General features: G+C 62.8%; 13 protein-coding genes and 1 pseudogene. 6 read left to right on the top strand and 8 right to left on the bottom strand.

From position 1 onward, the window contains the following. The first annotated feature begins 55 nt into the window (after nucleotides 1-55). From BLU09_RS36610 to BLU09_RS36600, 3 genes are all read left to right on the top strand, one after another. Nucleotides 56-892: an IF-2 protein gene (locus tag BLU09_RS36610; protein ID WP_244172361.1), complete on the top strand. Its 837-nt coding sequence runs from the start codon at nucleotides 56-58 to the stop codon at nucleotides 890-892. 438 nt (nucleotides 893-1,330) lie between these two features. Continuing rightward, complete coding sequence (locus tag BLU09_RS36605) at nucleotides 1,331-3,847, top strand: ribonucleoside-diphosphate reductase subunit alpha (RefSeq protein WP_090495782.1); 2,517 nt, start codon at nucleotides 1,331-1,333, stop codon at nucleotides 3,845-3,847. A gap of 80 nt (nucleotides 3,848-3,927) precedes the next feature. Next, a complete protein-coding gene (locus BLU09_RS36600; protein WP_090495781.1) occupies nucleotides 3,928-4,938 on the top strand; it encodes a ribonucleotide-diphosphate reductase subunit beta in 1,011 nt (336 codons plus the stop codon). Nucleotides 4,939-5,416: 478 nt separating this feature from the next. Here BLU09_RS36600 and BLU09_RS38990 read toward each other — a convergent pair. After that, nucleotides 5,417-5,548, bottom strand: a pseudogene (locus BLU09_RS38990) (IS256 family transposase); the annotation flags it as partial. A 112-nt stretch (nucleotides 5,549-5,660) separates the two neighbouring features. Here BLU09_RS38990 and BLU09_RS36595 point away from each other — a divergent pair. Genes BLU09_RS36595 through BLU09_RS40160 form a run of 3 tightly spaced genes read left to right on the top strand, consistent with a single transcriptional unit; the run spans nucleotide 5,661 to nucleotide 8,809 of the window. Further along, complete coding sequence (locus BLU09_RS36595) at nucleotides 5,661-6,773, top strand: ParA family protein (protein WP_090495780.1); 1,113 nt, start codon at nucleotides 5,661-5,663, stop codon at nucleotides 6,771-6,773. After that, the gene (locus tag BLU09_RS36590) at nucleotides 6,773-7,666 is read left to right on the top strand and encodes an SIR2 family protein (protein WP_090495779.1); all 894 of its coding nucleotides are present in this window, start codon (nucleotides 6,773-6,775) and stop codon (nucleotides 7,664-7,666) included. The genes BLU09_RS36595 and BLU09_RS36590 overlap by 1 nt, the downstream gene beginning before the upstream one ends. 6 nt (nucleotides 7,667-7,672) lie before the next feature. Further along, nucleotides 7,673-8,809, top strand: a complete 1,137-nt coding sequence (locus BLU09_RS40160; protein WP_143043262.1) for a DNA methyltransferase — start codon at nucleotides 7,673-7,675, stop codon at nucleotides 8,807-8,809. A 165-nt stretch (nucleotides 8,810-8,974) separates the two neighbouring features. On the opposite strand, the gene BLU09_RS36580 is transcribed toward BLU09_RS40160, so the two are convergent. From BLU09_RS36580 to BLU09_RS36545, 7 genes are all read right to left on the bottom strand, one after another. Continuing rightward, the gene (locus BLU09_RS36580) at nucleotides 8,975-9,934 is read right to left on the bottom strand and encodes a hypothetical protein (RefSeq protein ID WP_244172359.1); all 960 of its coding nucleotides are present in this window, start codon (nucleotides 9,932-9,934) and stop codon (nucleotides 8,975-8,977) included. Between the two features lie 418 nt (nucleotides 9,935-10,352). Further along, entirely contained in the window at nucleotides 10,353-11,093 is a 741-nt protein-coding gene (locus BLU09_RS36575; protein ID WP_244172358.1) for an SMI1/KNR4 family protein, read from the bottom strand. 114 nt (nucleotides 11,094-11,207) lie between these two features. Then, nucleotides 11,208-11,936 (bottom strand): SMI1/KNR4 family protein, encoded by a 729-nt coding sequence (locus BLU09_RS39690; protein ID WP_244172357.1) that lies wholly within the window; start codon nucleotides 11,934-11,936, stop codon nucleotides 11,208-11,210. An 8-nt stretch (nucleotides 11,937-11,944) separates the two neighbouring features. After that, nucleotides 11,945-13,087: a PAAR-like domain-containing protein gene (locus tag BLU09_RS36565; protein WP_090495776.1), complete on the bottom strand. Its 1,143-nt coding sequence runs from the start codon at nucleotides 13,085-13,087 to the stop codon at nucleotides 11,945-11,947. A gap of 13 nt (nucleotides 13,088-13,100) precedes the next feature. Then, nucleotides 13,101-14,150, bottom strand: a complete 1,050-nt coding sequence (locus BLU09_RS36560; protein ID WP_090495775.1) for a hypothetical protein — start codon at nucleotides 14,148-14,150, stop codon at nucleotides 13,101-13,103. Then, nucleotides 14,147-15,157, bottom strand: a complete 1,011-nt coding sequence (locus BLU09_RS36555) for a DUF2169 family type VI secretion system accessory protein (protein ID WP_090495774.1) — start codon at nucleotides 15,155-15,157, stop codon at nucleotides 14,147-14,149. Before BLU09_RS36555 ends, BLU09_RS36560 begins: the two co-directional genes overlap by 4 nt. 440 nt (nucleotides 15,158-15,597) lie before the next feature. Beyond that, the coding region (locus BLU09_RS36545) for a transposase (RefSeq protein ID WP_341865194.1) at nucleotides 15,598-15,920 on the bottom strand (323 nt) is incomplete at its 5' end.

Here is a 15,920-nt window from a genome sequence, read left to right as displayed (position 1 = left end):
TAAGCGCCGGGGCTGGAAATGGGCCTCGCGCTCGTACGTCAGGAGGGCAGGCGACATGAACGGAACGGCACAACAGGGATTCGGCTATCGGGCGCGGCGTACCTTCACGCGGCTCCTCGTCTTCACTCTCATCCTGGGCCTGGGCGGCGTGGTCGTCTTCCTCCTCTCCCAGCTCAACGCGCGCACCTTCACCCTGGCCCTCCAGGACGGGCAGCTGGTGGTGATGAAGGGCCGCAACGCCCCCATGGGCGCGGTCCCCTACCGGACCGGGGACCCGCGGCTGGCGGACGCCTATGCGCCCGTCGCCATCGAAGGCCAGGACGTCTCGGCCCTCCTGACGCGCAAGTTCACCGACCGGGACGAACTGGACCAGGCCCTGTTCCCCGTCCTGGAGGCCCTGGCCCGGCCGCGCATCGCTTCGGACGAGCCGGCCCGGGTCGACCAGGGCCTCTACTACCTCCGGCGCGCGGAGAAGCTCTCCGGCATCACCGAGGAGCAGCGCCTGACGCTCCAGAAGCACATGGTGGACGTGGCCTACTACCAGGCCCGGCAGAAGCTGGAGGACGCCCGCCGGCTGGTCAGCGAGGCCCTCACCCAGCTCAAGCTGGCCGCGGAGAGCCAGAGCCGCCACGCGCGCAGCGCCAACCAGATGCTGTCCGCCGTAGCCCCGTCGGCCCGCGATTTGGAGGAGTCGCTGCGGCGCGCCGTGCACACCCTCAGCGGCCCCCAGGCTGCCCCCCAGGCGCCGTCCCAGCCCGCGCCGCAGCCCGCCCCCACCGCGCCGCCCCCGGCCCCCACGCCGCAGCCAGAGACCACCGGGGAGGCCCTGGACGGGGCCCCCCAGGCCCCCACCGGGACGGATGCGGGCGGTGTGGTTCCAACCCCTCCGTAGGGCCCTTTCTGACCGTCCACGGTGGATTCCAGGTGGCCCACACTCCACGTTTCTGAGTGGGGTCACCGAGTGTTCACGGAATGACTGCGAGATCGTCTCGGAGATCGATCATAGATTGCACGGGCCATGCCGGACCGAGCACTAGATCTCGCGTTGACAGGCTGGGTACCCCCCCATAGCTTGTGGCTGGTCGATGGCGCCCCACCAGCCGATGTGGCTGAGAGCGGGGAAGAGGAGGGACTGTGGGTTTCTTGCTTACAACATCGGTCTGCCCCATAAATCCCCCCAGACACACCGTCGACTCCAGCCGCTAGTCCCGTCCCGCCGGAACGGGACTTACCTGAACAATTTTCCAGTAACGTGGTGGGGAAGTCCGCTTCCCTGGACAGGCCTCGTGTCTGCCCGAAGCGCCCTGCTTTTGTCTGGAGTGAGCCGCTCGTGAACTTCGATACGCCCGTGAAGCCGTCCGCCAACATGTCTGTCCCGCCCGTCACCTCCGGTCCGTCCACGCCGGCGACGACGACAGCGCCGACGGGCGCCGCTGCCTCGGGCGCGGTTGCTTCCGAGCCCACGGCGGGCGACTTCAGCGCCACCTCCATGCGGGTGCGTAAGCGCAACGGCGGCACGGAGACGGTGGACCTCAACAAGATTGTGCGCGCCGTGGGGCGCTCCTGCGTGGGCCTGCCCCGCGTGGACGCGATGCGCGTGGCCACCAAGACCATTTCCGGCCTGTATGACGGCGCGACGACGCGCGAGCTGGACAGCCTCTCCATCCAGACGGCCGCCGCCCTCATCGTCGAGGAGCCCGAGTACGGCCGCCTCTCCGCGCGCCTGCTGGCCACCTTCATCCAGAAGGAGGTCAGCAACCAGGACATCCACTCGTTCAGCCAGTCCGTCGCCGCGGGCCACAAGCACGGGCTCATCGCGGACCGGCTGCTCCAGTTCGTCCAGGCCAACGCGCGCAAGCTCAACGCGGCCATCGACCCGTCGCGCAACGACCTCTTCGAGTACTTCGGCCTGCGCACCGTCTACGACCGGTACCTGCTGAAGAACCCGCAGACGCGCGAGGTGCTGGAGACGCCGCAGGAGTTCTTCCTCCGCGTGGCCAGCGCGCTCAGCGGCGACAATGTGAATGAGGCCATCGAGCTGTACCGGCTGTTCAGCTCGCTGGAGTACCTGCCCAGCTCCCCCACCCTGTTCAACTCGGGCACGCGCCACGAGCAGCTGTCGAGCTGCTTCCTCTTGGACTCGCCCGCGGACGAGCTGGACGCCATCTACAAGAAGTATTCGGACATCGCGATGCTGTCGAAGTTCTCCGGCGGCATCGGCGTGGCGTACCACCGGGTGCGCGCGCGCGGCTCGCTCATCAAGTCCACCAACGGGCACTCCAACGGCATCGTCCCCTGGCTGAAGACGCTGGACGCGTCCGTGGCGGCGGTGAACCAGGGCGGCAAGCGCAAGGGCGCGTGCTGCGTGTACCTGGAGACGTGGCACGCGGACATCGAGGACTTCCTCGAGCTGCGTGAGAACACCGGCGACGACGCGCGCCGCACGCACAACCTGAACCTGGCCAACTGGGTGCCGGACCTCTTCATGAAGCGCGTGGAGGCGGACGGCGACTGGAGCCTGTTCGACCCGAAGTCCGTCCCCCACTTCACGGACCTGTACGGCGACGCCTTCGAGCAGGCCTACGCGAAGGCCGAGGCCGACGGCCTGGCCATGCGCAAGGTGAAGGCGCGTGACCTCTACGCCCGGATGATGAAGTGCCTGGCGCAGACAGGTAACGGCTGGATGACCTTCAAGGACATCAGCAACCGCAAGAGCAACCAGACGGGCAAGGCGGGCAACGTCATCCACCTGTCCAACCTGTGCACCGAAATCCTGGAGGTGACGAGCCAGGGTGAGACGGCGGTGTGCAACCTGGGCTCGCTGAACCTGAGCCGGATGCTGGTGGACGGGAAGTTCGACTTCGAGCGGCTGCGCGCCAACGCCCAGCTCGCGATGCGGCAGCTCGACCGCGTCATCGACCTGAACTACTACCCCATCCCCACGGCGGCTTCGTCCAACAAGCGCTGGCGCCCGGTGGGCCTGGGCCTGATGGGGCTCCAGGACGTCTTCTTCCAGCTCAAGCTGGCCTTCGACTCGGCGGAGGCGCGTGCGCTCTCCAAGAAGATTTCGGAGGAGATCTACTTCGCGGCGCTGACCACGTCCTGCGAGCTGGCCGAGCAGTACGGCGCCCACGAGTCCTTCGCGGAGACGCGGGCGGCCAAGGGCGAGCTCCAGTTCGACCACTGGGGCGTGGTGCCCGAGGACACGGCGCGCTGGGACGCGCTGCGCCAGCGCATCATGAAGCACGGCCTGCGCAACTCGCTGATGATTGCCATTGCCCCCACGGCGACGATTGCGTCCATCGTGGGCTGCTACGAGTGCATCGAGCCGCAGGTGTCCAACCTGTTCAAGCGCGAGACGCTGTCGGGTGACTTCCTCCAGGTGAACCGCTACCTGGTGCGCGACCTCCAGGCGCTGGGGCTGTGGAACGAGAACATCCGCAACCGCATCAAGATGGCGGAAGGCAGCGTCCAGGACATCACGGAGCTGCCGGAGAACCTGCGCGCGGTGTACCGCACGGCGTGGGAGCTGCCGATGCGCTCGCTGCTGGACATGGGCGCGGACCGCGGGGCGTTCATCGACCAGAGCCAGTCGCTCAACCTCTTCGTCGAGACGCCGAACATCGGGAAGCTGTCCTCGATGTACTTCTACGCGTGGCAGAAGGGCCTGAAGACCACCTACTACCTGCGCTCGCGTCCGGCGACGCGGATTGCGAAGGCGACGGTGGGCGCGGGTGGCGGCGCCAGCGTGGCGCAGGCGGCTCCTGCCCCGGTGGCGAAGGCGACCGAGGCCGAGGCAGTGGCCTGCTCGCTGGAGAACCCGGAAGCGTGCGAGGCCTGCCAGTAGGTCTGGGACGTTGGCGGTTTTGCTTTTTGAAGAACGACTGAGACACCGCGCCGCAGCGCAGCGCGAGGAGCACGGAAGCAATGCTGTTGAACCCTGGCCTCAATCTCACGCTGCGCCCGATGGCGTATCCGCAGTTCTTCGAGATGTACCGGAACGCCATCAAGAACACCTGGACCGTGGAGGAGGTGGACTTCTCCACGGACCTGGTGGACCTGCGCTCGAAGATGACGGACGCGGAGCGCCACCTCATCCACCGGCTGGTGGCGTTCTTCGCGACGGGTGACAGCATCGTCGGCAACAACCTGGTGCTGAACCTGTACAAGCACCTGAACGCCCCCGAGGCGCGGATGTACCTGTCGCGCCAGCTCTACGAGGAGGCGCTGCACGTCCAGTTCTACCTGACGCTGCTGGACACCTACGTACCGGACCCGGCGGAGCGGGCGATGGCTTTCGCGGCCGTCGACAACATCCCCTCCATCCAGCGCAAGGCGCAGTTCTGCATGAAGTGGATGGACAGCATCCAGGGGCTGGACACGCTGCAGACGAAGAAGGACCGGCGCCAGTTCCTGCTGAACCTCATCTGCTTCGCGGGCTGCATTGAAGGCCTCTTTTTCTTCGCGGCCTTCGCCTACGTGTACTTCCTGCGCAGCAAGGGCCTGTTGAACGGCCTGGCTGCGGGCACCAACTGGGTGTTCCGGGACGAGAGCGCGCACATGGGGTTCGCGTTCGAGGCCATCCAGGTGGCGCGCAAGGAGGAGCCGGACCTCTTCGACGCGCAGATGGAGCGCGACGTGGTGGCCATGCTCCGCGAGGCCGTGGAGTGCGAGACGCAGTTCGCGCAGGACCTGCTGAGCGGCGGCGTGATGGGCCTGTCCGTGCAGGACATGCGCGGCTACCTGGAGTACGTGGCGGACCAGCGGCTCCAGATGCTGGGCATGACGCCGGTGTTCGGCACGAAGAACCCGCTGCACTTCATGGACCTGCAGGACGTGCAGGAGCTCACGAACTTCTTCGAGCGCCGCGTGTCGTCGTACCAGGTGGCCGTGGGTGTAGGCGCGGCCACGGACGTCGTGCTCGACGCGGCGTTCTGAGCGTCTATGCGCTGTGTCCCGGGGCGTGGTTCCAGGCGCCCCGGTTGAGGTCAGCGCGCGGTTCAGTCGTCGTTCTGTAGTGAGGCTCGCTCTGCGGCCTCAAGTCTCATGGCCTGCGTTCCCGTTTCGGTGAGCGCGATGGTGAATGGGCTCAACACGACGATTTCGGGTCTCGCCCCTGCTGCGATGGCACCGTCGAGTTTATCAAGCAGGACGCTCCGATTGATGATCGCGTCGAGCTGAGCTTCGCTGAGCCCCGACCGTCGAGAGTGCGCTTCGCAAGGCGGCTTACCTCAAGCCAGAGCGGATCCTGGGCCAGCACGACGTCATACGTAACCGGGCCGTTCCACTCGACGAACTGAACAGACGCTGGGACCTTCTCACCCACGGTCGTCGCGCAGGCTGCGCCAAAGGTCAAGTCCCGAATCTTGTGTAGTTGGTTCGGAGAGGGGGCTGGGAGGAAGGCTCCTTGGTGCCATCATGCAGCGGCAGTGTCAGGGGTTGATTTCAGCAGGGACATGTCGAGGTAGCGGCGGTCATCCCAGACGCCGGTGACTTCAAGGGCGACGGCGATGATGAGGCGCAGGGCGCTGCCTCGTTCGGTAGACGCCGTCAACCAGGGCGTGGTATCCAAGCAAGAAGATTAAGGCGTCTTTCGGGCCAACTAATGGCTCGCTCATTGTGGCAAGCATTCCGCACTTAGTTGGCCTGGAGGGGTATGCATGTCGGCGGGACCTTCATCACGAGCAAAGTCCGTTTGCTTCTTCAATAACAAGGGCGGGGTGGGGAAGACGACGCTCATCTGCAATGTTGCGTCATATTTTGCCCTTGAGAAGAAGAAACGAGTACTCCTTGTTGACGCTGACCCGCAGTGCAATTCATCCCAATTGGCATTGGATCCGGAAATTTCAGAGTCCACTTACTCTGCGGCATCTTCGTCAACAACCATAAACACACTAGTAGAGCCCATTCTTGTCGGCGAGTCTGAGATAGCAAAAACCAGTGCATCATCCCTTCTGCTGTCCACAAAGTTCGGAGTGCGACTTCTCGCTGGCCATCCTCGACTATCTCTATTTGAGGACAAGCTTGCCAATAGCTGGCGTGATTTCAAAGGAGGGGATGCTGGCGGAGCTCGCGTAACCAACTGGATTACTCAGTTTTTTGCTGCGGTCGAAAAAGACTTTGACTACATATTTATTGATGTCGGCCCAAGCTTGGGAGCCCTCAATCGTTCAGTGCTGATTGGTTCTGACTACATGGTCGTTCCCATGGGGTGCGACATCTTTAGCCTGATCGGGGTTGACAACATTGCCGATTGGCTAAGCAGTTGGAAGCAACTATATGCAACAGCCTTAGGTACGGCACTCAAAGAACACAAGGGGCTTGTGACTGATTTTCCAGTCCGAGCATCAGTGACGGATTCTGCGCAAGTTGTCGGCTACACGGTTCAACAGTACATAACAAAGACCATTCGAGAAGAGCGCCGAGCAACCAAGGCCTACGATAAAATCCTAAAGGAAGTGCCAGTCCGAATCGACGCAAAGCTAGGGGCGCATTTTGCAAGTGGAATCGACAAAGACAACGTGCGACTTGGCGATGTACCTCATATGTTTAGCTTGGTGCCATTAGCGCAGGATGCGCACGTTCCCATTCATAGGCTAACGAGTGCAGACGGACTTGCTGGGGGACAGAGAACTCAACTCGACCAATACAAAGTCTTTATCAAGGACCTCTGCGAGAGACTTTTAGCTAATCTGGAGGGCTCTCCCGCAGCCAAGGAGCACGGTGCTTCGCCGAAGGCCGAGGTTCTTGCTGCCAAGGAAGGTAGCAAGTAATGACGATTGCATGGTCAAACGACCTGATCCGAGACCTCGCGAAGCGTCGCTGCGTCATATTTCTTGGGGCCGGCGTTTCGGCGAACGCAAAGAACGACAAGGGCACATCTCCGCCGCTATGGGATGCCTTTTTGGAGGCAGCAACCAAACGGCTCACATCTCAGCAGGCGGCCGAAGTTTCGCAATTAATTGCAGCCAAGGACCTCCTAAGCGCAGGGGAGCGCGTGAAGCGCTACCTTGGCCCCCTGTTCATGGGAATGGTTCAGGAGGCGTTCATCAATCCGAAGTTTCGGCCTGCGGAAATACACAAGCACATCCTTCGCCTTGACCCACGGATTGTCGTTACGACGAATTTCGACAAGGTCTACGAGAGCTTGGCTAACTCCCCAGACGAGCTTGCAGGAAGCTTGGTGACCAAGAATCTCTCGGACATTGACCTGACAGCAGTGCTGCGTGGCGAGGGGAGATCAATCATCCGACTTCACGGAACGGCGGACCGGGTTGATGATCTAATTCTCGCTCGTAGTGACTATGCGAAAGCTCACGTCCGAATGCGCTCAAGCTATGAGGTGCTTGAGGCACTGGCATTGACCCATACATTTTTCTTCGTAGGCTACTCTCTGAGGGATCCGGATCTTCAGCTTATCTTAGAAACCCATGCGGTCAAGCATCCTCATGCCCGCTACCATTACGCGACGGTCCCTGGTCCTGCGGATTCAATGCAGGTTGATACTTATCGCGATGTTCTCCGAGTGGAACTGCTACCTTACACGGTTGTTCCTGGCTCGAATCCAGGAACCCAGGACCATTCAGATCTGACAAAGTCGCTGGGAGAACTGGTTCCCTTGGTTGAGAACGAACGGGACGCTCTTCGGACGTCACTTGAGTGGTGAGTGCGGATGCGAATCCTTACGCAAGCGCCAGCAGTTCCTTCTGATTGGGCGACCTTAGACTTCGATGAGTCATGTAGCCTTCATGGTGTTGCACCGTATATCGGGCGCCTGAAGGCAGCTATCGCTCGGAGCTTGGTGCTCCAATATAGTCGTCCTGGGGAATTGGTTGCGGATCCCTTCTGTGGGTCAGGAACAATTCCCCTTGAGGCACTGCTTCACGGACGAAGCGTAACAGGTGCGGACTGCAACGAGTATGCTGTTTTACTTACTCGCGCAAAGACGGCCAAAGAAACGCTTGATGATGTGCGAATCCGCCTTGCCTCTGCGCTTACTGAAGCCGCTGGCATCTCGATCGATCTTCGGAGGGTGCCGCTATGGGTGCGCCGGTTCTTCCACCCACGAACGCTAAAAGAAGCGCTTGCTTTTGCAAGCGTACTCAAATCCCGAGACGACTCATTCCTGCTTGCATGCCTCCTTGGGATTCTTCATCACCAGCGCCCAGGCTTTCTGTCGTTTCCATCAAGCCACCTAGTGCCGTATCTGCGTACTCGGAGTTTCCCGCCTGAACGATTCCCGGAGATGTATGAGTACCGGGATATTGAGTCGAGAATGCTTCGAAAGATCGAACGCACGTTTTCGCGCGTAGGGCCAACTGTTTACTCACCTGCGACATCAGCCACAATCTCGCTCAATCGTCAACCATCGCGCATCCTCATACCAAAGCATGTTGACTGCATCATAACGAGCCCGCCATACATGAACGCGCTCGACTACGTGCGCGACAATCGACTAAGGCTCTGGCTGCTTTCGGGGCGCCATGATTATTCTCACTCGGACGAGTCTGTTCGTTCATCCCATGGTTTTCGCAATTTAATGCGGACTTTTCTCGATGCGGCATCAAGGTCGCTCCGGGCGCGTGGCTATTGTGTGCTGGTGGTTGGGGAGGCAACGAGGAGAAGCGACCTACTGTCGCATCCAGCACGCGTCGTACTTGAGGAGGCGAAAGGCTTTCATGATTTGAGAGTGGTGGAAGTCTTGCGTGATGCCATTCCTGACATCCGGCGTTCTCGTAGAAACTGCGAGGCGACCAAGAGTGAGGTATTTATTGTACTGCGAAAACGCGCGACTCTCCGACCCGTGTAACCAAAGGCAAGGGCGCGCCCTGCAATTACTTGTCCGATTTCCGTGCCCGGAGGTTGATTCTTCGAAGGCAAGAACGCCTCTCGTGCCCAGCAATTGCGAACAGGTCCAAAATCAGAGTCGGCGGCTCCTTAAACGCCTTTAGCCGATATTGTTGGCAACATCAGATCAACTCGACATCCCGTGAAGCCACCACATCAACGCCCCCACCACGAGCTGGCCACCGACGAACAGCGCCACCCTCCACGGTAGGCGCACCGGCCGCCCCTGGAAGTCATCAAACCGCACCAGGGCGAACAGGGCCCAGAGCAGCGTCATCACACCGCTGAGCACGAAGCCCTTCACCGGGCTCTCCACCGGTGGGGCGAAGATGAAGTGGTACAGCACCGCGGGCACCACGAAGGCCACCAGCAACACCAGCCCCCAGACGCGCGCCGCAGGTACCAACGTCGCCGCCCTGCGCATCCTACGGGCCCGGCCCAGCTTCGGCGCCATCTCGCTCACCGGCGTCGGCTTGGGCAGCACCTTCCCCTTCCACACCAGGTAGTGCGTGGCCAGCAGCCGCGAGGCGCGCGTCAGGTTAAAGCCCTCCACCGGCGTCCCCGCCGCCATCGCGCTGCGGCAGCTCACCGCCCAGTCGATGTAGTGGTGGACCTCCTCCAGCGGCAACTTGACGATGCTCCGGATGACCTCGCGCGCCACCACGGGCGCCAGCGGGTCCACGGTCCACCCGTCTGGCCCCAACGTGCGCAGCGCCTCGTCCTCCCGCTTCGCACCAATGGGCACGCCCTCTTCCCCCTGGGACTCCAGTTCCCACGCCATGGTGCCCACGTCGCCCATCCACACCCGCGTGCTCTTGAAGCCCGCTTCCTTCGCCAGGCTGGCCACGCGCGTCAGGAAGCCGTCCTGCTCGGCCGCCTCCGCCTCGCCTTCGACGCGCGGCGCACCGAGCACCTGCACGTCGATGAGCGTCAGCGCCGGCCCGAACTGGAAGACGTCCGCGACGACGATATCGCTCCGAGGCTGCTCCCCGAACGACGTCCCCAGTGCGGCGTCCATCCACTGACGAACCCTGGACCGGTCCGGGCTCCCATGAATCCAGAGGTGATTCGCGATGCCGTAAGCCATGAGCTCCTCAACCCGGATGCCTACCAGAGACGCGGCGCCACGCTCCAGGATGATTGGTGCCCCGCCCCTTCACGGATACCACCCCGGGTCATGGTAGACAGGGACGCACCGCATGAGCCGGACCGCCTGCCCCAGCACTTCTGGTTCTGGGGGCGCATCTTCGCCGTCCACGCCCTTTGGGCGCTGGCGTAGACCGCAGAGGCCAGCGCCTTTGGGGCACGGCCCGTGCCCCAAAGGCCTCGGCGACGGCCCCCCCTACTCTCCGCCCGCCTGGAGAGCATCCTATGGGCCGTCCGCCCGGTCATGCGCGGCAGCGCGGTGAGTTTTGACGAGCCCGGCGAGAGCGCCTCCGCTCCAGCCCGCGCGCCCCCTGCACGCCGCCGGTATCCTCCTGCCTTGAACTCACCGGGTGTGCAGCCTACTTCTTCACCTGGAGTTCCGCGACGCGCGCGGACGAGATCTCTCCCAGAATTCTCCGCAGGCTTCCGACATTATTGCCGCCGAGGTCAAAAGCCCTCCGATTCCCGGTTCCCGCTCTTGGCGTGCCCGTGCACACCATGACTGCGTCCGGTCGCTCATACAATCTGCAGAACGGGCCAGTGGGAATGGGCTGGATGAATCCAAGACTGCTCATCACTGGGTCGAGGTCCATCAGGAAGTCAGGGGTGTCCCCCTTGAGACTGCCGCTGCTGGAATGCGGAGCCCTGTCGATGCGGAAGAGGGAGAGCGCTCCCCACGCCAGCATCTCCCTCAACGTCTCGAAGGCGTCGGTCAGTTCCTTGCCGCGCGCTTCGCGGGAAGTGACCATGGCATCGTTTCGCGAGGGCGCATTGAAGTCGTAGAAGAGGTGCAGCGGCATCATCTCATCGGACTCATAGGCGATGAGCAGAAATCGAGGTTCGGGCTTGACCAACTTCTGGGCGTAGCACGCCAGCACGCGTTCAGCCGAGAAATCCAGGGTGGGGTAGGCCATGGGCCCCATGCTCTGGCCCATGCGACGCAGGAACCAGCAATAGAACGGCGGCAGGGGACGACCGGCAATCCGCTCGAGCTTCTCAATCGTGGCAGGCGCTGCGCCCCGCCACTGCTCCGCGAGCCCAGGGACAGTCCGCAACAGCAGGCGCTCCATCTCGAACTCGACTTCCTCGTGTGTTGACATGGCGTCTGCTGGACTTCCGTAATCATCCGGAGGACGTCGTAGTAGACCTCAATGAACTCGACCAGCGCGGCGCAAGCGTGGTGAAGCGCTCGTCGAGCAAGAGTTCCATGCGAGTCATCCAAGCGCTGGGGTCCATTCGTCGACTTCGGCCTCCAGCGAGGACTCGGTGGTGAGCCTTCCCAGGAGCTTTCTAAGGACTCCGGCATCACGGCCGCCCAGAGTGAAGGCCTGGTTCCCCAGGAGTTCTTCTCTGGGCGTGCGCTCGCATATCAAGACCGCATCGTTCCGTTCATACAGTCCACAGCGAGGACCGGTTGTAATCGGCTTGGTGAAACCCAGACTGAACATCACTGGATCGAGTTGAGAGAGGAGGTCTGGATCGTCACAAGAGAGCATTCCCTCACATCGCTGAGGCATCGTGTTGACCCTGAACTTCAGGAGCGCCCCCCAAGCCAACATTTCACTCAGAGTTTCGAACCGGTCATGAAGCTCGCCGCCATTGGCGTACCGCTCCGTCACCAGCGCATCGTCCCGTGCCGGTGCGTCAAAATCGTAGAAGAGATGCAGTGGCATCATCTCATCAGACTCATATCCAATGAGCAGAAACCGCGGATCTGGATGGATCGCCTTCTCTGCATAGCAGCGGAGAATGCGCTCTGCTGAGAAATCCAGGCTCGGATAGGTCAGAGCCCCCATGCACCGTCCCATGCGACGCAGGAACCACAGATAGAGCGGAGGCAGAGGCCGACCTGCCAGTCGCTCGATATGTGCAATCATCTCCGGGCTGGCACCCTGCCACTGCTCTGAGAGTCCTGGAACGATCCTCAGGAGTAGATCTTCCATCTCGGCTGCTAGTTCGTGTGCTGACATTCCAGTACCTTGTCTTCAGGACAGAGCATCGCGGGGAGGAGAAAGTTGCATGTCAGACATGGTGGAACGGTCTTACCATGACCGAAGTGACCTTCGACTTCTTCGCCACTCTCCGCATCGCGAAACTTGATTTTCGCATCAACTGGCTGCTTTTCGCTGTGGTGCCAGCGCTCTGTGATGCCTCTTGGATAGGCATTGTCCTCCAGGCAGTATACAAGTGCCTTGGGCCCAGCACAGGAGCCGGGCGGATATGCTGCGGACGAGGTCTCGCCACGCTTGCTCTTCCTTGCGCGGGACTCAAGTCTCTCCCATGCCTTGTCAAACTCTGTTTTTCGACTACCGAATCGCCCCCTAATGAAGGATTTGACCTTTTGCTTTGTGGCGTCAATCGGCAGTCCACTCTCCGGACCGACCCACTTGAGGTCCGAGATGCTGTCACAGACGCCTTTGAGCGTTGGCCCTGAGTGATCCGCATAGATCTTCTTCTTGCCGCACATGCACTGGACCACGCCCAGCATGGTTGAAAAAGGACTGGGGAGTTCGCCGCCACGCACTTTCCTCGCAACCCTCTGAGCCAGCCGCCCCGCGTTGACCTTCGTCGTAGGATTCTCTTCGAGCGTGCTTTCGGGGCCATGGCGCTTCCTGCAAAGTGGGCATCTGTCATTCCCGTTGACAGCAGTGACCGCGCCGCTCACTTGAAGCAAGCCCATCATCGTCGCCGCATTGGCTGGGCTCCCGCTCGGTCCGCAGTTGTTGAGCATGGGGTCGCCGAGCAGTTGGACGTTTTTACCCTCGATCTTCGTGTCCATGGACCCGGGCCCGACGAAACTCGTCGGACCTTCCACATTGGAGGAAACCACTCCGCCGCCGGTTCCTTTGCTGGCCACATCCCCCATGGAGCCAAACGTTGCGCCCCGAATCGCAACCTTCTTCCCTTCAATTGTGACGCTTTTCGAGTAGTTCTTTGGCTCCGTCCCGCTTTTGCCGATATTGGGTAGCGGTGTTGGTACGAACGGGGCCGGCGGCCCTGGCATCTTGCACACGTTCGGAAGGGTCGCTGCGGCAACCCCACTGCTTCCTTCAGTTACCGGGGTCTTGGGCGCATTCACTGAGACCTTGGGCATGGGCATCCTCTCCTTACGAGACTTGGGGCGCATGGAGGAGCATCGCCCCCCGCAACCCCCCATCCGAACCGGCCGTCACCAGGGCCCGTGGGCCTCGCGCATACCCCCGGGCGAATGCCCGGACCGCAAGGACGCCCCCGAGCGCTCCGGAGGCAGCACCGACATCGCCCCAGCAGGTGCTCGGGACCCTGTAACTGGTGGACTTCCAGACGGATGGCGTCCGCAGCACGACGAAGCCCCACTCCTCGCTTCGATAGCGCTCGCCATTGATGTCCGTATACAGGTCGTCGACCCCTTCATGGGGCAACTTGAGTCCCGTGACGACACCCTCGACTGCCTGGGTCATCCCAACGCCGAGAGAGCCCCTACTGCTGTCGCGAAGCTGGCGCTCTCGTGCGGTGTGCGCTCCCCGCACGACAGCCAGCGCTGACAGCCCCAGGCGGCGCCGCGTCCCGGCGCTCATCAGCGCCAGACAGGCGGCGCCCTCGCCAGGCGTGAAGCCACCGCGAATCCCCGGCTGCGCGAAGCGACGAGCCTGCTCCAGCCAGAGGAACGTCTCCGTGTGGTGGTAGCTGTCCGCGCCCGCCACCAGGAACAGGTGGTCCCCGCCATCGGCACACTCCCGCAGGGCCTGCTCCACCGCCCGCAGCGCTCCCGCGTGGCCGCGCCCCGCAAGTACGACGCGCGTGCCTGCGCTTCTCCCTCGATAGCGCGCCTCCGCGGCGTCGACCAGCCAGCCCGCATCCTCCTCCAAGAACCCCGGGCGGGATTCCGGACACGACAGCAACACGCTGAGCCGGCTCCGCAGCAGCGCATCAGGACCCAGTTTGGCTTCGACCTCCCCCAACGCACTCTCGAGTAGCGGCAAGAGCCGATTCCGCCCCTCCAGCGATGGGTCAAGGATCCCGTCCGATGCAATCACCACAGGCTCCCCCCGGGCGTCGGCGAAGGGATACTCAGCGTAGCGAGAGATGCCAGCGCGCACGGCCGCCGCGCTGCTCTCCGCCGTATATCCGACGGGGGTTCGCGCGCCGACCGCAACGACCTCCAGGGAGGTGCTCATTCATCCTCCTTCAGCTCTGCAATCTCCGTCTCGTCGAGGTAGTCCGCATCCTGCGCGGGCACACACAGCGTACCCTGCCACACCAGCGAGAGGCGCCTGGCTTCAGGCTCCACGAGAACCGTGGTCAGGCGTGCGCCGTGGGCCTCGCGCCGCCGCCCCACGTGCGTAGTGAAACCAAGCGAGATGCGGGGCAGTTCGAAGCGCAGGACACCTTCGGGCGTCATGTTCATCAATTCGACCCGCTCGCCGCCGGTGAGCGTCCCGTCGAGTCGCTGGTCCCAAGGGGCGCTCAACGCGAAGGCGGGGTCGTAGTCATCGGGAAGCAGGGGCTTCTTCGTGCGCTCCCACCGGGCGTCGTACGTCCCCGCGAGCTTGCGTCGCGGCATCCAGGCGGCGTCGATGGGCCCGAACCCCGCGGGGCCTCGGGTCGCCGGGTCGCCACTGGGATACTCGATGGTATGGGCGGGCTTGCCCGCCAGTTGGGCCTGACGTGTCGCGAAGCCACGCCCGAGGGGATTTCGCTCGTCGAGCCGATGATTGCTGGGGTCGGAGTCCGTCATGTCATAGCCCCCGAACGCGGCTTCATAGCGAATGGGGCTCGTGGTGAACGGCCGGGGCCGGCTCACCGCCATCCCGAGCATCCCCCGAGAGTAGGTGCGTGGCCCGTGCACGAGCAGGACCTTGTGGAGCGGTCCGAGCCGCAGCGAGACCGGCACCGTCTCTGCGGGCTTGCCGCGAGGCGCGTGCGCGCAACCATCGAGCAGCACCTCCAGGCCCGGTTTCACCGCCAGCAGGTCCGAGTCATAGCGCAAGCTCGACTGACCGGGCGCTCCGAAGTACTCCGGCATCAGCACAGGAGGACGCTGTTCGTCCGCCAGTTGGAGTCTCCCGCCGGGAGCGATGTCAAAAGTCGCTTTGACCGCGACGAGCCACCAGTGAACCCCCTCCTTGTCACGCGTCCAGTTTCGCTCCGCAGCGTACGCAGTGCGATTCTTCAGTGACCACATGGAACTTCACCCCCCAAAAGCACGCTTCAATGGACGTGTCGATAAGTGCTCACGCACGCGCTGTGCTCCGGCCAGCTCCGCGCTCTGTCGGGCCGTGAACGCACGTGTTTGAACGTAGTGCATGCCCTGCGTCCTCAGCGCCAGTTCTCGTGCGTGGACGTGACGTCGACGCATGGGCCCCCTCGCCAGCGCGTCCAACAGCGCCGCGCCACTGAACGGCTTGCCGCCCAGGTAGCGTCCACTCCGAGAGTAATCCTGACGCGCTCGCTGCCACCAGTCAGCGACTGCTGCACGGGCCGGCACCGGAAGATTGTCCTCTTCCTTGGAAGAAAGGTCGGCATCGAGGTCATCTTCCTCCAATGGCGGAAGCGAATCCCCCTCCTCTAACTCCACGGCGTAAGTGTCCTTCAGCACCAGCCCGGTGATGGCGCTAAGAGCTTCTAACAAATGTGAGGGTAGAGGCTGCGCAGGAGGATGACGCAGCAACTGAGGACGAGGAAGCCGAAGTGAACGTCGGCCCTGCGCTCGTCGCGGACGCGGAGTCGGCGGAACTGGTTCTTCCAGGCCTGCGTGCGCTCCGCCACCCAGCGGTGCCGGCCCAGCCGCTCCTTGGACTCCACTCCAGGACGAGCAATACGTGGGGCGATTCCGCGCCTGCGCAGCCCTCGCCGGTTCTTCTTGGAGGCGTAGGCCTTGTCACCATGAGCCTTCATCGGTCGAAAGCGTCGCTGTCCCGAGGGAGTCTTCACCGGAGGTATTGAGT

The organism is Myxococcus virescens (genome assembly GCF_900101905.1).
GTDB classification, from domain to species: Bacteria; Myxococcota; Myxococcia; order Myxococcales; family Myxococcaceae; genus Myxococcus; species Myxococcus virescens.
The sequence above is the reverse complement of the archived record's forward strand: the minus strand, read 5'-3'. Positions and strand labels throughout refer to the sequence as shown.

What these genes read in the sequence shown, in the direction of transcription:
- BLU09_RS36555 (WP_090495774.1), bottom strand. Translation starts at nt 15,157, where the DNA reads ATGTGGTCACTGAAGAATCGCACTGCGTACGCTGCGGAGCGAAACTGG.
- BLU09_RS36575 (WP_244172358.1), bottom strand. Translation starts at nt 11,093, where the DNA reads ATGTCAACACACGAGGAAGTCGAGTTCGAGATGGAGCGCCTGCTGTTG.
- BLU09_RS36600 (WP_090495781.1), top strand. Translation starts at nt 3,928, where the DNA reads ATGCTGTTGAACCCTGGCCTCAATCTCACGCTGCGCCCGATGGCGTAT.
- BLU09_RS36595 (WP_090495780.1), top strand. Translation starts at nt 5,661, where the DNA reads ATGTCGGCGGGACCTTCATCACGAGCAAAGTCCGTTTGCTTCTTCAAT.
- BLU09_RS36565 (WP_090495776.1), bottom strand. Translation starts at nt 13,087, where the DNA reads ATGCCCAAGGTCTCAGTGAATGCGCCCAAGACCCCGGTAACTGAAGGA.
- BLU09_RS36590 (WP_090495779.1), top strand. Translation starts at nt 6,773, where the DNA reads ATGACGATTGCATGGTCAAACGACCTGATCCGAGACCTCGCGAAGCGT.
- BLU09_RS36560 (WP_090495775.1), bottom strand. Translation starts at nt 14,150, where the DNA reads ATGAGCACCTCCCTGGAGGTCGTTGCGGTCGGCGCGCGAACCCCCGTC.
- BLU09_RS36580 (WP_244172359.1), bottom strand. Translation starts at nt 9,934, where the DNA reads ATGGCTTACGGCATCGCGAATCACCTCTGGATTCATGGGAGCCCGGAC.
- BLU09_RS39690 (WP_244172357.1), bottom strand. Translation starts at nt 11,936, where the DNA reads ATGGAAGATCTACTCCTGAGGATCGTTCCAGGACTCTCAGAGCAGTGG.
- BLU09_RS36610 (WP_244172361.1), top strand. Translation starts at nt 56, where the DNA reads ATGAACGGAACGGCACAACAGGGATTCGGCTATCGGGCGCGGCGTACC.
- BLU09_RS40160 (WP_143043262.1), top strand. Translation starts at nt 7,673, where the DNA reads ATGCGAATCCTTACGCAAGCGCCAGCAGTTCCTTCTGATTGGGCGACC.